Source organism: Saccharothrix deserti, assembly GCF_009769385.1.
Lineage (GTDB): Bacteria > Actinomycetota > Actinomycetes > Mycobacteriales > Pseudonocardiaceae > Actinosynnema > Actinosynnema deserti.
In genome coordinates this window covers 78490-93934 of sequence record NZ_VKAB01000012.1, presented here as the reverse complement: position 1 = coordinate 93934, position 15445 = coordinate 78490, and the positions used below count along the sequence as shown (strand labels likewise).

Sequence of the window (15445 nt, the reverse complement as noted above, 5' to 3'; positions counted from 1 at the left end):
GGGACGGCGCGCGCCCGGATGCGCTCGGTGCGGGATCCGGCTACCCCGTGGTGACCAGCGACCGCAGGAAGAACGCCACGTTCGCCGGGCGTTCGGCCAGCCGCCGCATGAAGTAGCCGTACCACTCGTCGCCGTAGGGCACGTACACCCGCATGCGGTTGCCCGCGGCGGCGATGCGGTGCTGCTCGTCCGGCCGGATGCCGTACAGCATCTGGAACTCGTAGCTGTCCTGTCCCCGCCCCTTGGCCAGCTCCAACGCGATCGCGATCAGCCTCGGGTCGTGCGAGGCGACCATCGGATAGCCCTCACCGGCCATCAGGACCTTCAGGCAGCGCACGTACGACCGGTCGACGTCCACCTTGTCCTGGAACGCCACCGACACCGGCTCCCGGTACGCGCCCTTGCACAGCCGCACCCGCGACCCGGCGTACGCCAGGTCACGGCAGTCCTGCTCGGTCCGCTTCAGGTACGCCTGGAGCGCCACCCCGACCCACGGGAAGTCCGCCCGCAGCTCGCGCAGGATGCCCAGCGTCGAGTCCGTGGTCGTGTGGTCCTCCATGTCGAGGGTGACCGTGGTGCCGACCGCGCCCGCCGCCGCGCAGATCCGGCGGGCGTGCTCCAACGCGATCTTCTCGCCCTCGTGCGGCAGGAACTGGCCCACCGCGGACAGCTTCACCGACACCTCGGCGCGCAGCGTGTGCCCGGCGGCTTCGAGGCGGCGCAGCAGGTCCAGGTACGCCTCGACGGTGGCCGCGGCCTGCGCCGCGTCACGGGTGTCCTCGCCGAGGTGGTCCAGCGTGACGTACCGGCCGTCGGCCAGTACCTCGCCGGTGGTGGCGACGGCCGCGGCCACGTCGTCGCCGGAGACGAAGCGCTTGACGACCGGCCGGGTCAGCGGCGTGCGTTCGACCAGCCCGCGGATCGCCCCGGACCGGGAGGCGGCGAGCAACGTGGAGCGGAGCATGGTCACCCCTGGTGCGGGTAGCGGTAGGAGGTCGGAGCCGCGAACGTCTCCTTGATCGAACGGGGGCTCACCCAGCGCAGCAGGTTGTGCACCGAGCCCGCCTTGTCGTTGGTGCCCGACGCCCGGCCGCCGCCGAACGGCTGCTGGCCCACGACGGCGCCGGTCGGCTTGTCGTTGACGTAGAAGTTGCCCGCGGCGAACCGCAGCTCGTTCTGCGCGTGCGCGACGGCGGCCCGGTCCTGCGCGATGATGGCGCCGGTCAACGCGTACGGCGCGGCGCTCTCCATCTGCCGCAGCACGGTGTCGTAGTCGGCGTCGTCGAACACGTGCACCGCCAGCACCGGCCCGAAGTACTCGGTGGTGAACACCTCGTGCTCGGGGTTGCTGCCCAGCAGCACGGTCGGCCGCACGAAGAAGCCCTCCGAGTCGTCCGCCGTGCCGCCGGCGACGACCTCCAGCTGGTCGTCACCGCGAGCGGCCTGGAGCACGCCGTTCAGCTTGTCGAACGACCGCCGGTCGATGACCGCGCCCATGAAGTTGGCCAGGTCCGTGACGTCGCCCGTGGTCAGCGACTCGACGTCGGCCAGGAAGTCGTCCTTCATCCGGTTCCACACCGAGCGCGGGACGTACGCGCGGGACGCGGCCGAGCACTTCTGGCCCTGGTACTCGAACGCGCCGCGGACCAGCGCGGTGCGCAGCACGTCCACGTCGGCCGACGGGTGCGCGAGCACGAAGTCCTTGCCGCCGGTCTCGCCGACGATCCGCGGGTACGAGCGGTAGTTCGCGATGTTCGCGCCCACCTGACCCCACAGGTGCTGGAACGTCCGGGTCGACCCGGTGAAGTGGATGCCCGCCAGGTCCGGGTCGGCCAGCGCGACCTCGGACACGGCCAGTCCGTCACCGGGCAGCAGGTTGATCACGCCCGGAGGCATGCCCGCCTCTTCGAGCAGCCGCATGGTGAGGTGCGCGGCGAAGCTCTGCGTCGGCGACGGCTTCCACAGCACCACGTTGCCCATCAGGGCGGGCGCGGTCGGCAGGTTGCCCGCGATGGCGGTGAAGTTGAACGGGGTGATCGCGTAGACGAAGCCCTCCAGCGGGCGGTGGTCCGTGCGGTTCCACACGCCGGGGGAGGACTGCGGCTGCTCGGCGATCAGCTGCCGGCCGAACGCGACGTTGAAGCGCCAGAAGTCGATCAGCTCGCAGGCGGAGTCGATCTCGGCCTGCTGGACGGTCTTGGACTGGCCGAGCATGGTGGCCGCGTTGAGCGTCGAACGCCACTTGGTCGCGAGCAGGTCGGCGGCCCGGAGCAGGATCGCGGCGCGGTCGTCGTAGGACATGGCGCGCCACGCGGGCGCGGCCTGCTTGGCGGCGGCGATGGCGTCCCGGGTGTCCTGCTGCGTGGCGCCGTGCAGGGTGCCGAGGACGGCGCGGTGGTTGTGCGGCTGCACGACGTCGAAGCGCTCGCCACCGCCGACCCGCTGCTCCCCGCCGACGGTGAGGGTCAGTTCGGTGGGCTCCTTGGCCAGCTCGGCCAGCTTCGCCTGCAACTGCGCGCGTTCCGGGGTGCCCGGGGCGTAGCTCAGGACGGGCTCGTTCACCGGTGCGGGGACCGTGGTCACGGCATCCACAAGCAGCTCCTCACGCCACAGGGTTGGGTGAACCAACGGTAGGGCTTCCGACGAAGCGCCCCGTTGTCCACACGTCTAGGCTTGGCCATCCGCCGTTGTACGAATGGACAACAAGTGAGCCTGCGGCAGGTCCTGATCGCGCTCGGCGATCCGCTGGTCGAAGTGCAGGTCGCACCGCACGGGCTGGAGGGCGACGTCCTCGACGTGGTCATCCTCGACCCCGACGACACGCCCGACGTGCGCCCCGGCGACCTCGCGTTGATCATCGGTGCCCGCGGGCGGGCGGCGTTGCCGCTGGTCAGGGCCGCCGGAGCCGGGGGAGCGGTAGCCGTGGCGGTCAAAGTGCCGGTGCCCGTGCTGAGGCAGGCGGCGGCGGACGCGGGCGTCGCGCTGCTCGCCGTGCGGCCCGAGGTCCGCTGGGAACACCTCGAAGCGCTCGCCAAGGGAGTCGTGCACAACGCCCGCGTGACGGCCGACGCGGGCGCGGGCGAAGTCCTCGGCGACCTGTTCGGCCTCGCCCAGACCATCGCCTCGCTGACCGGCGGCATCGTCAGCATCGAGGACACCGCCAGCCGCGTGCTGGCCTACTCGCGCTCCACCGACGAGGTGGACGAACTCCGCCGCCTGTCCATCCTCGGCCGCCAAGGGCCCGAGCCCTACCTCAAGATGCTCCGCGAATGGGGCGTCTACCAGCGCCTTCGGTCCGGCGAGGAGGTCGTCCGCATCGACGAACGCCCCGAGCTGGGCATCCGCCGCCGCATCGCGGTCGGCATCCACGCGGGCGCGCAGCCGCTCGGCACGATCTGGGTCCAGGAAGGCGCCACACCCCTCACCGAGCAGGCCGAACGCGCCCTCCTCGGCGCGGCCCGCGTCACCGCCCTGCACCTGGTCCAGCAGCGCGAACCCGCCGCCGCGTTCCGGGAGAACCTGCTCGCGTCCCTGCTCGACGGCCGGATGGACGCCGGGGCGATCGCCGAGCAGATCGGCGCCGACCCGGAGAAACCGGCCGCCGTCGTGGTCTTCGCCCTGCGTGGTCAGGAGCACGCGGACCGCACCCAGCACGAGCTGCGCCGGGCCGAGATGACCAGTCTGATCTCGGTCCACGCCGCCGCGTACCGGCGCAGTGCACTCGTGAGCCAGCAGAACGGTCGCACGTACGCGTTGCTGACCGACCTGCCGCCGAAGGCCCCGCTGCTCACGCTCACCAAGGAGATCGTGGCCGCCGCCCGCAAGCACATGGGCCTGCACGTGCAGGGCGCGATCGGCTCCACGGTGTCGACCGTGGACGAGGTGATGATCTCCCGGGACGAGGCCGACCGCGTGCTCGACGCCATGTCCCGCGACCTCGACGCCGACGTGGCGACCCTCGAGGACGTCCGGTCACGGGTCTTGATCAGCGAAACGCTCGCCCTGTTGGCCGAGCACCCGCGAATCCGAGATCCCCGGCTCGACAAGCTCGATGGGGAACTGGCACGTTCCCTTTTGGCCTACCTGGACGAATTCGGTGACGTCAAAAGCGCAGCCGCCAAGCTGCACGTTCACCCGAATACCCTCCGATACCGGGTCCGACGTGCTGCGGAGGTCGGTGGTTTCGATCTAGACGACCCGCTACTCCGGTTGTTCGCCCAGTTGCAACTCAGGCTGGGATGAGCAGGTGGCCCAACGCGCCGTACCCTCCGGGAGTGAGCACCCAAGCCCGCGGCAGCGACTTCGCTGAATTGTCCAGGTTGGTCAAGCAGCAAGGTCTGCTGGACCGGCGCATCGGTTTCTACATCACGTTCCTCGTCGGCTTGATCGCCGCACTGGGGCTGACCGGGGTCGCATTGGTGTTGATCGGCGACTCGTGGTGGCAGCTGGCGGTCGCCGTCGTGCTCGCCATCGTCTACACCCAGATCGCGTTCCTCGGCCACGACGCGGGCCACCGGCAGGTGTTCTCCGACGGCCGGGTCAACCACACCACCGGCCTGCTGCTCGGCAACCTCCTCGTCGGCGTCGGCTTCGGCTGGTGGATGGGCAAGCACAGCAAGCACCACGCCAATCCCAACCACGAGGACGAGGACCCGGACGTCGACATCTCGGTGCTGGCGTTCAGCGCCGAGCAGGCCGCCCGCAAGCGCGGCTTCTTCCGGTTCGTGGTCAAGCACCAGGCGTTCCTGTTCTTCCCGTTGCTGCTGCTCGAAGGCTTCAGCTTGCACATCATCAGCACGGCCGCCGCGGTGCGCCGCGAGGTCAAGGGCTGGCGACTGGAGCTGGTGCTGCTGGCGACGCACGTCGTCGTCTACCTGACCACGGTGTTCCTGGTGATGTCCCCGGTGAAGGCGCTGGTCTTCATCGCGGTCCACCAGGGCCTGTTCGGCGTCTACATGGGCATCTCGTTCGCGCCCAACCACAAGGGCATGCCGGTGCTCCAGGCCGGCCACCAGCTCGACTTCCTCCGCAAGCAGGTGCTGACCTCGCGCAACGTCAGCGGCAACTGGTTCACCGACTTCCTGCTCGGCGGCCTGAACTACCAGATCGAGCACCACCTGTTCCCGAGCATGCCGCGACCGCACCTGCGCCACGCGCAGGCGCTGGTCCGCGACTTCTGCCAACGGCACTCGGTGTCCTACGCCGAGTGCGGCCTGTTCACGTCGTACGGGCACGTGCTGAAGTACCTGCACGAGGCGGGAGCTGAACTGCGCGGTACAGGAAAGCTCGCTCCAGCAGGGTCCAGGTAGTCGTCGTCACCAGGTAGACCCCGGCCGCCAGCGGCAGCACGGCGGCGATGAACACGGTCCCGAACGGCAGGAGCCGCAGCAGCTTCGCGAACGGCGGCTGCGGCCCGCCGTTCCTCAAGGCGACCGCCGCCTGCCACCGGGATGTCGCGAACGCGACCCCGGTGAGCACGGCGAACAGCGCGAGGAACACCGGCGTGTGCGCCCACACGCCGAACCAGTGCGTGCCCAGCGGCACGCCGAGCAGCGTGCCGTCCAGCAGCGGGTTCGGCGTGGTGACCAGCCGGTACATCACCATGAAGAACGGCACCTGGACCAGCGCGGGCAGACAGCCCGCGAGCATCGATGTGCCGTTCGACCGGTACAGCTCCAGCGTCTTCTCCTGGAGTTTGACCTTGTCCTTGCCGTACTTCTCGGTCAGCTTGCGGATCTCGGGCGCCAACGCGGCGCGGGCCTTCTCACCGCGCACGGCGGCGCGGCTGAGCGGGTGCATGAGCAGTCGGACGACGACGGTGAAGGCGACGATGGCCAGGGCGGGCGTGGCGAACCCGGCCAGGGCCGAGCCCAGGGCGTGGAACAAGGGGAGAACTCCGTCCTCGGAACAAGCGGAACAAGGGCCTCAGGAGCTGAGGCCGAGTCCGGGTGCTCGAGGACGGGGACGGCCCGCCGCGTCGGGGTCGCGCAGCCGCAGGAAGGCGGCGCGCAGTGATTTCTCGCGGATCGACAGCGACCGCACCCACGCGGGCGCGGCCTGCACCACCGGGGTGGCGGTCAGCAACAACACGACCAGCGCCACGGCCGTCACGGCGGCCAGCACTTCGGTCGGTGTGTTCAGCAGGGTGAGGGCGTAGAGCGCGGGCAGGTACAGCGCCAACAGCAACCGCAGCCTGGCCATACCCACCTCCCCCTTGATCTCAGTGCTCGCCTTCTCGGTCAACTCTACCCACGAGTGCCGGCCGTGCGGGGTGGTCATAGCGCACCGTCACATCGGCGTGCGGCTCGTACGAGGCGTACGCGGGCAGCGTCCACCGCCACTCGTCGGGCATCTGCCGTTCCAACGCGCCCGACGACAGCCAGAGGTGCACGGTCAGCTCGGCGGGCAGCCACTTGTCCAGCAGCACCGTGCCGTCGAGCAGCAGCACCCCGGCCGCGCCGAGCGTGACGTAGTCGGCCCGGTGTGCCCGGTCCGTCGCCGCGTTCCACAGCGCCGGCAGCACCCGTCCCGACCCACCGGGGTCCAGCGGTTCCAGCACTTCGCGCATCAACCCGCCCACGTCCAGCCACGAGTCGCGGAACGAGTCCGGGTCCTCGTGGCCGTACTCCAGCCGCACGGACGCGGGCCGCAGGAAGTCCTGAGCCGAGACGCGCAGCACCGGACGTCCCAGCGCGCGCAACGGCTCCACCAGGGCGTCCGCCAGTTCGCCGGGCTTGGTCGGCAACGCGCCGTCGATCAACACCCGTGCCCACGACGAGCGCGGCAACGCGTCGATCCGCCCGACCAGTTCGTCCACCAGGGTCTGCGGGGAAAGAGGAACGACCTTCACGACAGCGGGTAGTCCTCCCAGCCGTCCGGCAGCACCGGCACGGGCAAGTCCGGGTCCGGTTCCCACTTGCCCCACGCCGGGTCCCACCACGTGGTGCCCGCGGTCAGCATCGCCTCGATCTCCTTGCCGGTGGCGTTGATCGACTCGGCCTGCTCGGCGGTGTACTTGCCCTCCGCGACCTGCTGCTCGAACTCGTCGCGGTCCAGTTCCTCCCAGTCGCCCTCGACCGGCACCCAGAAGTCCAGCGCGTGGTCGAGGGTGTCGAAGCCGAGCGGTGTGCGGCGGAACGGGTCCTGGAGGTTGAGGTACCAGCCCGCGAACCGGCGTTCCTCGCCGTGCCAGTACAGGTCGACCGAGTACGCGTCACCGGGCCGGTGCATCTGGAGCTTGCCCGTGCCGCGCCAGTGCGTCCGGCCGAGGGTCTGCCAGTGGTGGGGCCAGTGGTGCGGCGGGAACCCGAACGCCACGTCCGGCGCGGTGAACACAAGCAGGAGGTCGGGCTCGTCGAGGACGACCCTGGTAGGCGTCACCGCCCACGGTTTGCCGTGCAACACCTCGCGGCGCAACGCCACGTCCCCCGGTCGGAAATGCCCCATGCCGACCAGCCTAAAGAGGGGGAGGCAGGAGCCGGGCCAACCTCCCCCTCGGGCGTCACTTCTTCCAGGGCACCTGCGGCGACGCGTAGTAGTTGACGTCCATCACCCGCCACCGGTCGGCCTGCGCGGCGAGCCGGACCTTGAACTTCTCCCAGTCGTGCGTCGACCACGGCGACCAGCCCAGTTCCGCGATCGCGGGCAGCCGCGGGAACGCCATGTGCTCCAGGTCGTCGGAGTTGGTGATCGTCTCGCTCCACAGCGGGGCCTCGACCCCGCGCACGGCGTCCGCCGGCAGCCCCTCGATGTACGCGCCGGGGTTCCAGTCGTACGCGTCCTCGACGTCGGTGTACCCGGCCCAGTTCAACCCGAGCTTGGTGTTGGCGTCGTACTTCATGTCCAGGTACGCCTTGGTCGCGGGCGACAGCACGATCTCGCTGCCCCGCGCGGCGGCCTCGACCATGTCCGGCGCGACCGTCGTCGTGCCCCAGAACTGCGGCACCGCCGACGCGGGCGGACCGGCCTTGACGAACTCGTGCCAGCCGGTCGCGGTCTTGCCGTGCTTGGCCACCAGCGGCAGCACCTTGTCCATGAACAGGTCGAAGTCCGGTTCCGTCGTGGCGTGCGCCTCGTCGCCGCCGATGTGGATGTACTCGCCGGGCGTGAGTGCGGCGACCTCGCGCAGCACGTCGTCCACGAACTTGTAGGTGATGTCCTTGTCGATGCACAGCGAGCTGAAGCCGACCTCGATGCCGGTGTAGAGCGGCGGTGCGACGCCGTCGCAGTTCAGCTCCGGGTACGACGCCAGCGCGGCGTTCGTGTGACCCGGCATGTCGATCTCCGGGATCACCGTGATGTGCCGTGCCGCGGCGTAGGCCACCAGGTCCTCGTACTGCTCCTGCGTGTAGTACCCGCCGGGGCCGCCGCCGACCTCCGTGCTGCCGCCGTACGTGGCGAGCTTCGGCCAGCTCTTGATCTCCAGCCGCCAGCCCTGGTCGTCGGCCAGGTGCAGGTGCAGCCGGTTGACCTTGTAGAGCGCGATCTGGTCGACGTACCGCTTGACCTCGTCGACGGAGAAGAAGTGCCGGGCCACGTCGAGCATCGCGCCGCGGTGGGCGTAACGCGGGTAGTCCAGCACCCGGCCGCCGGGCGCGGTCCACGGCCCGCTCTGCTTCGTCTTCGCCTCCACCTTCGCGGGCAGGATCTGCCGGAACGTCTGCACGCCCGCGAACAGGCCGGCGGCCGTCCGCGCCCGGATCAGCACGCCCCGCCCGGTCACGTCGAGCTGGTAGCCCTCCGCACCGACCCGCTGGTCCGCGCCGACGAGCAGCAGCGAGATGTGCCGCCCGGACGCGCCGGGCACGACCGGCAGCCGGTAGCCCGTGGACGGGCGCAGCACGCCCGCCAGGAACTCGCCGACCTGCTTCGCCGCCACCGAACCGGGGTGGGTGTAGATCCTGGTGTCGGCGCTGAGCGTGAACGTCACGCCCGGACGCGGGGTGACTGTGACGGGGGCGGGCACGATGTGCTGCAACGGCGTCTCCGGAGCTGCTCGGGCGGGAACCGCCGTGCCCACCGCGCCGACGAACAGCAACGCGACGAGCGCTCGACCGAGCCCGCGCCGTCCGGCGCCTTCTGTAAGAAGCACTGACGTCCTCCTGGTCAGCGTGGATCACCGAGCGGCGGCCGGTTCACCGTTTCAGCCGCACCAGGAGGTGTCAAGGTCCAGACCAATCAACGCAGCTTCGGCTTGCCCAGCTCTCGCCAGACGGCCGGGAACCGGTTCTCCACCCGCTGCGCCGCCGCCGTCTCCAGACCGTGCAGCAGACCGAACGTGAAGCCGTTCTCCCCGTCGAGGTGGGCCTTCCCGCCCAGCTCACGCAGCACCGGCCGCGCCACCACGCTGTCCTGGTGCTCGCCCAGCAGCTCCTGCACCGCCTTGACCTTCTTGCGGTACTTCCTGGCGCTCTTGCCGAACCGCGGCTCGGACACCTCCACCGCGTACCGCAGCCGCTTGGCGGCCTTGCGCGCCTCGTGCAGCTCGACGTCGCTGTGCGCGCCCTCGGCCCGTTTGGCGAGCCTGCGGTAGGTCCTGTCGATCAGGTCCGGCAGCACCTTCGCGGCCTTCTTGCCGGCCAGCGGCGTGAACGGCGGCTCGGCGATCAACGCGTCGACCGCGTCGAGCAGCGCGAAGTACCGACCGCTGTCCAACGCCGCCACGGCCGCCTCGTGCGCGGCGCTCTCCAGCGGCGCGAAGTGCCGGACGAGCTGCGCCTTGGCCGAGCCGAGCACGAGGTCGGGGTCGAGCGCCGCGAGGCCGTTCTCGAACCGGTCCCGCAGCACCTCGAGATCACGTGCCTCGCCGAGCACACCCGCGAGCCACTTCAGCTCGTCGGTCAACTCGCGCGTGTCTTCGCGTTCCACGATCGCGCTGAACGCCTGGAGCGCGCTGCGCATCCGCCGCGTCGCCACGCGCATCTGGTGCACCGCGTCGTCCTCGTCCCGGCGCACGCGCGGGTCCTCGTGCTTCAACGCGTCGGCCTGGGCGCGCAGGTAGCTCAAGACCACGTCACCGGCGGAATCGCCGGTGGGACGCGACGACGGCGTGGTCGCGGCCATCCGGTCGGCCAGCAGCCGGGTCAGCTTCGCCGACGACGAGGACCGCGTGATGCCCGCGTCCGCCAGCCGCGCCTCGACCTGGTCCAGCAGCGCGACGTCACCGCGTTCGCCCAGCTCGACCTCGATCTCGCGCCACGAGTCGACCGGCGAGCCGTCCGCCAGCGACTGCCCGGACACCAGGTCCTCGACCACCTCGCTGAGCAGGTTGCCCCGGTCGTCCACCAGCTGCCAGCGCTGCCGCCTGGTCCGGATGCGCGCGACCGGCGCCAACTCGTTGCCCCGGGCGTGCACCTGGACGAGCGAGCCGAGCTGTTTGGGCGGGCGTTTGGCCGCACGGCCCGGTGGCAGCCGCACCTCTTGGCGGGTGTCCACGCCGACCGGCAGCTTCAGGTGCCAGCCCGCGTCATCGCCACCGGTGCGGCGGCGCAGCGTCAACCCGGCCCTCGCCAGCCTCAGATCGGCGGTGTCGTAGTAGACCGCCTCCAGCCGTTGCTCCTCCGGCCCGGCCACCGCGGCGACGCCGGGCAGATCGGCCAGGTCGGGCAACGGGGTTCCATCGAGTGCCTCGTATTTGCGTTCCGTTTCGTTCACCGAGCTCGACATGTACAAGACATACACCGTTTGGGTGCAGTTCAGACACAGTTACCGTCTGTGATCGGTCGTTAACCAGGTCGGGGGTTTGTGTCGGCCCGTACGCGTGGTCTTTCGGTTTCGTCCCTGGACGGGGCCTCGCGGTGCGGTTGGCTGGTTCGCGTGCCCACGGAGAAGGAGCGGCTCGACGAGGTCGAGCCGACGGTCGCGGACCTCGTTGCCACCACCCAGGCGCTGACGGCCGAACTCGGTCGGGTGAGCGCCCGTCTGCTCGTGCTGGAACGCAGGCTGTCCGGCGCCGGATCGGGGCCGGACGAAGACCTCGACTCGATCGTCGGCATCACCGAGACCGTCGACGCGCTGCGCGCCGCGTGGAACGCCGAACAGGAGTTGCTCGCCGACTCGGTCCGGGCCGAGCTGCAGGCCGACGTCACCGAGTACGAGTCGTTGAGGGAGCAGCTGAACGCGGGCCTGGCCAAGCTCTCGACCGGCCGCATGCCGCGCTTCGAGCGGGACGCGTTGCAGCACGAGGTGCAGAACCTGGAGTGGCGGGTCAACGCGCAGGAACCGGGCGCGGTGGACGCCGCCCAACGGCTGGCCGCCGACCGGTTGGCCGCCGAGACGCCGTGGCGCGCCGAAGCCGTGGTGGCGGGCGACAAGGCCCGCCAGGAAATCCTGGACATCGCCCGCGACCGCCTGAACCGCGCCCTGGCCGCCGACACCCGCCTACCCCTGTGGTTCCGCGTGGGCCTCGGCGAGATCACCAGCCCCGACCCGTCCCGCTGGGTGGAAGCAGCGGTCGCCCTGGTCGCCTACCGCCTCGAATACGGCGTCACGGACCCGATCTCCCCCCTGGGCGAGACCCCCTCCGCCGCCTCCGGCTTCGCCGCCTGGGTCCGCCGGGCCGAGGCCTACACCGACATCGTCGACCAGCTCGAGTCCCTGCGCCCCTGACCGGGAGTTATCCACAGGCAAGCCCCGACGCCCGAATCTTGTCGGTCCCATCTGGCAAGATCAAAACCGGGGATCCCCCGGGCGGGGACCCCTGCGAAGCATCGCCATCGCCACAACACCCCGCGAGCGGTCCGCCCCGCCGCGGAGCGGCGCGATCGACCACAGCCAGGCGACCGGGCCGCCGCCTGCGGAGCAGCGGCCATGTCACAGTCAGCAGGTCTGCAGCATCGCGCCCAGCGCGTCGCGCTCCGCCTGGTCCACGGTCAGCGCGTACAGGGTCTTCACCGACACCACGGCCCGCGCGTACGTGCACCAGTACGTCTGCACCGGCGGTTTCCACTTCGCCGCGTCCTGGTCGCCCTTGGACCGGTTGCTGCTCGCCGTCACCGCGATCAGCTGCAACCCGCCGAGGTCGTTGGCGAACTTCCCCCGCTGCTCGTCGGTCCACTTGTCCGCACCCGACCGCCAGGCCTCGGCCAGCGCCACGGTGTGGTCGATGTCCAGATCACGCGCGTTGGTCACGACCACGCCGTCGTAGACGCTGGTCCACGTCCCGGACGTCGCCTTGCACTCGCCATCGGTCTTCACGTCCGCGCCCTGCCGCTGCAACACCACCTCACGGGTGTCGCACGAGTTCCCCTGGCTGCTCCAGTGCGGGAACCGGTCACGGCTGTAGCCCGTCATCTTCCCCTCGGGCGCCACGGTCAACGCCGCCAGCTGCGCCGCCATGTCGTCACCGGGCGCGGCCGGACCGGTCGGCACGCCGCCGGACGGCGAGGTGGTCGGTTGAAGGGTTCCTGTCACGTTGCAGCCGGCGATGGCCAAAAGGATCACGACAACGCCGCTGACGATCGTGGTCGACCGGCTCATACACACATAATCAGTGATGACCGCACCGATCGGAACACCGGAGGCGCAAACGTCCGGAATAATCACATTTCGTGCGCCGCATCCGACAGCTGCTCGACGTGGTCGTGTCGATCGTGGTCGGGGCGTACGTCGCGCTCGTGGTCATGGGCACGTCCGAATTCGAACCCGCGATCACCGTGCCGACCGCCCTGCTGGCGTTGGCGGCCGCCGCCGCGTTGTGGTGGCGACGCCGCGCTCCCGTGCCGGTCATGGGCTTCACGCTGGCCGCCGACCTGGTCGTGCAACTCGTCGCGCCGGAGACGGTGTTCCCGGTGGCCGCGCTCGTCGCCACCGGCTCGCTGGCCGCCGCGCGTTCACCGTGGTTCTCCTTGCCCGCCTTGGGTTTGCTGCTCGCCCTGATCTCGCTGAACTTCCGCACCATCACCGCCGAGGACACGCAGTTCGTGATGGCGGTCGCGGTAGTGGTGTGGGCCTTGGGCGAGGCGGTGCGCAATCGGCGGGTCGCGGTGTCGCAGGCGGCCCAACGCGCGGTGAGCGAGGAGCAGGCCCGCATCGCCCGCGAACTGCACGACGTCATCGCGCACGGCGTCTCGGTGATCGTGGTGCAGGCCGCGGCGGCGGACGACGTGTTCGACCAACGCCCCGACCGCGCACGGGAAGCGCTGCGCTCCATCGACGCGACGGCACGGGCCACCCTCGACGAGTTGCGCAAACTCCTCGGTGCCGTCCGCCCGGAGGAACGCCCCGGCCTCGACCGACTGGCCGATCTGGTGGAACCGTTGCGGGCAGCCGGTTTGCGCGTAGAAATAACGCATGAATCCGCGCCGCTACCCGCCGGCGTCGACCTGTCCGCGTACCGGATCGTGCAGGAAGCGTTGACGAACACCCTCCGCCACGCCCAGGCCAGCCGTGCGGAAGTGTTGGTGCGCAACGATTCCGGCGTGCTGGACCTGGAAGTCCGCGACGACGGCCGAGGCGGCGTGGCGGGGTTCGGCCGTGGCATCACCGGGATGCGCGAACGCGCCGCACTCCTCGGCGGCACGGTCGACGCGGGTCCGCTGCCCGACGGCGGTTTCCGCGTGCACGCCCGCCTGCCGCTGGCGGTGACCGCGTGATCCGCGTGCTCATCGCCGACGACCAGGCGTTGGTGCGCGGCGGTTTCCGCATGATCCTGGAATCACGCGACGACCTCGACGTTGTCGGCGAAGCGGCGGACGGCGCGGAGGCCGTGGCGTTGACCGCCGACCTGACGCCGGACGTCGTGCTGATGGACGTGCGGATGCCGGAAGTGGACGGCCTGGAGGCGACCCGCCGCATCATCGGATCGGGAAGCCCGGCCCGCGTCCTGGTCCTGACCACCTACGACGTGGACGACTCGGTGTACGCGGCACTGCGTGCGGGCGCGAGCGGGTTCTTGCTCAAGGACGTGCGGCCGGCCGAGCTGGTGGAGGCCGTGCGGATCATCGCCCGTGGTGACGCGCTGCTCGCGCCGTCCGTCACCCGCCGCTTGCTGGACCGGTTCATGGACACGCTCCCCGCACCGTCACCACACGCGTTGGACGCGTTGACCAGCCGTGAGATGGAGGTGCTGCGACTGGTGGCGTTCGCCCTGTCGAACGCCGAGATCGCCGCCCACCTGGTGCTCACCGAGGCGACGGTCAAGACGCACGTGTCCGCGATCCTGCGCAAACTCGGCCTGCGCGACCGCGTGCAGGCCGTGGTGCTCGCCTACGAGGTGGGCCTGGTCCGTCCGCGCTCCATCTGAAGCCGGGCCGGTTCGGCCTGACGATCGTGGCCGCCGTCCTGTCGTGTTGGCGAGGTGGAGCACCGGCACGCGGCGGCGGCCGGCGCCCTCCTCACTCGCACGTGGTCGGGCTGGGTCCTGGTGGAGGAAGTCCACCTGACCGCTCGTCGCCCACGCCGGCCTCATCGTGCTGACGGTGGGCTTTCCTGTTCGTCGTGCGACAGGGAGCGGTCAGGGGCGGCTCGTGAGGTACCCGCCCATGTGCGTGAAGTACTCGCTCGCGGCCAACTCCGCGCCGTCCTCGGTGCGCACCCGCTTGACCAGCAGCGCGTGGTTGCGGCCACGGCGTGCCTCCGCGCCCGCGACGATCGCGACACCGTCACCCTCGCGGTAGAAGATCCGGCCGGGCGTGCCGCCGTAGCGCTCCTCGGACACGTCGGCCTCGACGATCTCCAGCCGCTTGCCCTTGTGGAAGCAGAACGCGCTCGGGTACGGCGCGCACTGGGCGCGGACCAGCCGGTCCAGCTCCTCGGCCTCCCACGTCCAGTCGATCCGCAGGTCCTCTTCGGCGCGCTTGTGGAAGAAGCTCGCCTTCGAGCGGTCCTGCTTGGTGAAGTCCGTGCGGCCCTTGGCGATCTCGGCCAGGCCGTCCACGGTGATCGGCCCGAACAGTTCGAGCGTCTTGCGGAACAGGTCGGCCGTGGTGTCGCGAGGGCCGACCGGGACGGCGCGCTGGAGCACGATGTCGCCGGCGTCCAGCGTCTCGTCCATCATGTGCGCGGTGACGCCGACCTCCTTCTCGTCGTTGATCAGAGCCCAGATCAGCGGCGAGAAACCCGCGTAGGCGGGGAGCAGCGAGTCGTGCACGTTCAGCGTGCCGTGCTTGGGGAGGGTGAAGATGTGCGGCGGGATCCACGTGCGCCAGTTCGTGGCGACGATGACGTCCGGCTCGACCTCCTTCAGGCGCTGGAACAGCTCGTCGTCGTCGGGCCGGTTGCGGATGACCGTCTCGACGCCGTGCTCGGCGGCCAGGTCCGCGACCGAGTCGCTCCAGATGCGCTCGTAGGCGTGGTCGCTCTTGGGGTGGGTGACGACCAGCACCACCTCGTGCTCGGAGTCCAGCAGTGCCTGGAGCGTTCGATGACCCCAGGTCTGGTAGCCGAACATGACGACCCGCATGGGGGCTCCTCCTTGCATAGGCTCGCCTAAGTTACCCAACCCTAA

At 70.4% G+C, this 15445-nt stretch carries 15 protein-coding genes; 5 read left to right on the top strand and 10 right to left on the bottom strand.

The features are described 5' to 3' along the window. Positions 1-40: 40 nt before the first annotated feature. Together FM051_RS22045 and pruA are read right to left on the bottom strand one after the other, a co-directional pair. Positions 41-964, bottom strand: coding sequence for a proline dehydrogenase family protein (locus tag FM051_RS22045; RefSeq protein ID WP_158846347.1), 924 nt, complete (start codon positions 962-964; stop codon positions 41-43). 2 nt (positions 965-966) lie between these two features. Continuing rightward, a complete protein-coding gene (gene pruA, locus FM051_RS22040; RefSeq protein WP_158846345.1) occupies positions 967-2592 on the bottom strand; it encodes an L-glutamate gamma-semialdehyde dehydrogenase in 1626 nt (541 codons plus the stop codon). 114 nt (positions 2593-2706) lie between these two features. On the opposite strand from pruA, the gene FM051_RS22035 reads away from it, so the two are divergent. Both FM051_RS22035 and FM051_RS22030 read left to right on the top strand, forming a co-directional pair. Then, positions 2707-4242, top strand: coding sequence for a PucR family transcriptional regulator (locus tag FM051_RS22035; protein ID WP_158846343.1), 1536 nt, complete (start codon positions 2707-2709; stop codon positions 4240-4242). Positions 4243-4274: 32 nt separating this feature from the next. Further along, positions 4275-5309, top strand: a complete 1035-nt coding sequence (locus FM051_RS22030; protein ID WP_238412563.1) for a fatty acid desaturase family protein — start codon at positions 4275-4277, stop codon at positions 5307-5309. On the opposite strand, the gene FM051_RS22025 is transcribed toward FM051_RS22030, so the two are convergent. The 6 genes from FM051_RS22025 to FM051_RS22000 form a co-directional block, all read right to left on the bottom strand. Next, positions 5218-5886: a YidC/Oxa1 family membrane protein insertase gene (locus FM051_RS22025; RefSeq protein WP_158846339.1), complete on the bottom strand. Its 669-nt coding sequence runs from the start codon at positions 5884-5886 to the stop codon at positions 5218-5220. The genes FM051_RS22030 and FM051_RS22025 overlap by 92 nt on opposite strands. A gap of 39 nt (positions 5887-5925) precedes the next feature. Then, a complete protein-coding gene (locus FM051_RS22020) occupies positions 5926-6201 on the bottom strand; it encodes a DUF6412 domain-containing protein (RefSeq protein WP_077008508.1) in 276 nt (91 codons plus the stop codon). 19 nt (positions 6202-6220) lie between these two features. Beyond that, the gene (locus tag FM051_RS22015) at positions 6221-6850 is read right to left on the bottom strand and encodes a nucleoside/nucleotide kinase family protein (protein ID WP_158846337.1); all 630 of its coding nucleotides are present in this window, start codon (positions 6848-6850) and stop codon (positions 6221-6223) included. Next, positions 6847-7446 carry a ribonuclease FAU-1 family protein gene (locus tag FM051_RS22010; protein ID WP_158846335.1) on the bottom strand — a complete coding sequence of 200 codons (600 nt, stop codon included), beginning with the start codon at positions 7444-7446 and terminating at the stop codon, positions 6847-6849. Before FM051_RS22010 ends, FM051_RS22015 begins: the two co-directional genes overlap by 4 nt. A 55-nt stretch (positions 7447-7501) precedes the next feature. Further along, on the bottom strand, positions 7502-9091 hold the full coding sequence (locus FM051_RS22005) for a beta-N-acetylhexosaminidase (RefSeq protein WP_158846333.1): 1590 nt from the start codon (positions 9089-9091) through the stop codon (positions 7502-7504). A gap of 86 nt (positions 9092-9177) precedes the next feature. Further along, positions 9178-10653 (bottom strand): CYTH and CHAD domain-containing protein, encoded by a 1476-nt coding sequence (locus FM051_RS22000; RefSeq protein WP_238412562.1) that lies wholly within the window; start codon positions 10651-10653, stop codon positions 9178-9180. Between the two features lie 162 nt (positions 10654-10815). Between FM051_RS22000 and FM051_RS21995 the strand changes: the two genes are divergently transcribed. Next, complete coding sequence (locus FM051_RS21995) at positions 10816-11607, top strand: hypothetical protein (protein ID WP_158846329.1); 792 nt, start codon at positions 10816-10818, stop codon at positions 11605-11607. A gap of 210 nt (positions 11608-11817) precedes the next feature. Here FM051_RS21995 and FM051_RS21990 read toward each other — a convergent pair whose 3' ends face one another. Then, on the bottom strand, positions 11818-12477 hold the full coding sequence (locus FM051_RS21990) for an HNH endonuclease family protein (RefSeq protein WP_158846327.1): 660 nt from the start codon (positions 12475-12477) through the stop codon (positions 11818-11820). Between the two features lie 71 nt (positions 12478-12548). Between FM051_RS21990 and FM051_RS21985 the strand changes: the two genes are divergently transcribed. Together FM051_RS21985 and FM051_RS21980 are read left to right on the top strand one after the other, a co-directional pair. Next, a complete protein-coding gene (locus FM051_RS21985) occupies positions 12549-13592 on the top strand; it encodes a sensor histidine kinase (protein WP_202918963.1) in 1044 nt (347 codons plus the stop codon). Then, the gene (locus FM051_RS21980; RefSeq protein WP_202918962.1) at positions 13589-14242 is read left to right on the top strand and encodes a response regulator; all 654 of its coding nucleotides are present in this window, start codon (positions 13589-13591) and stop codon (positions 14240-14242) included. Before FM051_RS21985 ends, FM051_RS21980 begins: the two co-directional genes overlap by 4 nt. Before the next feature lie 210 nt (positions 14243-14452). Here the strand turns inward: FM051_RS21980 and FM051_RS21975 are convergent, their stop codons facing one another. Further along, the gene (locus tag FM051_RS21975; protein WP_158846325.1) at positions 14453-15400 is read right to left on the bottom strand and encodes a methionyl-tRNA formyltransferase; all 948 of its coding nucleotides are present in this window, start codon (positions 15398-15400) and stop codon (positions 14453-14455) included. Positions 15401-15445 lie beyond the last annotated feature (45 nt).

Coding starts and splice junctions, on each gene's coding strand:
- FM051_RS22045 (WP_158846347.1), bottom strand. CDS start 964: ATGCTCCGCTCCACGTTGCTCGCCGCCTCCCGGTCCGGGGCGATCCGC.
- FM051_RS22020 (WP_077008508.1), bottom strand. CDS start 6,201: ATGGCCAGGCTGCGGTTGCTGTTGGCGCTGTACCTGCCCGCGCTCTAC.
- FM051_RS22010 (WP_158846335.1), bottom strand. CDS start 7,446: ATGGGGCATTTCCGACCGGGGGACGTGGCGTTGCGCCGCGAGGTGTTG.
- FM051_RS21990 (WP_158846327.1), bottom strand. CDS start 12,477: ATGAGCCGGTCGACCACGATCGTCAGCGGCGTTGTCGTGATCCTTTTG.
- FM051_RS21975 (WP_158846325.1), bottom strand. CDS start 15,400: ATGCGGGTCGTCATGTTCGGCTACCAGACCTGGGGTCATCGAACGCTC.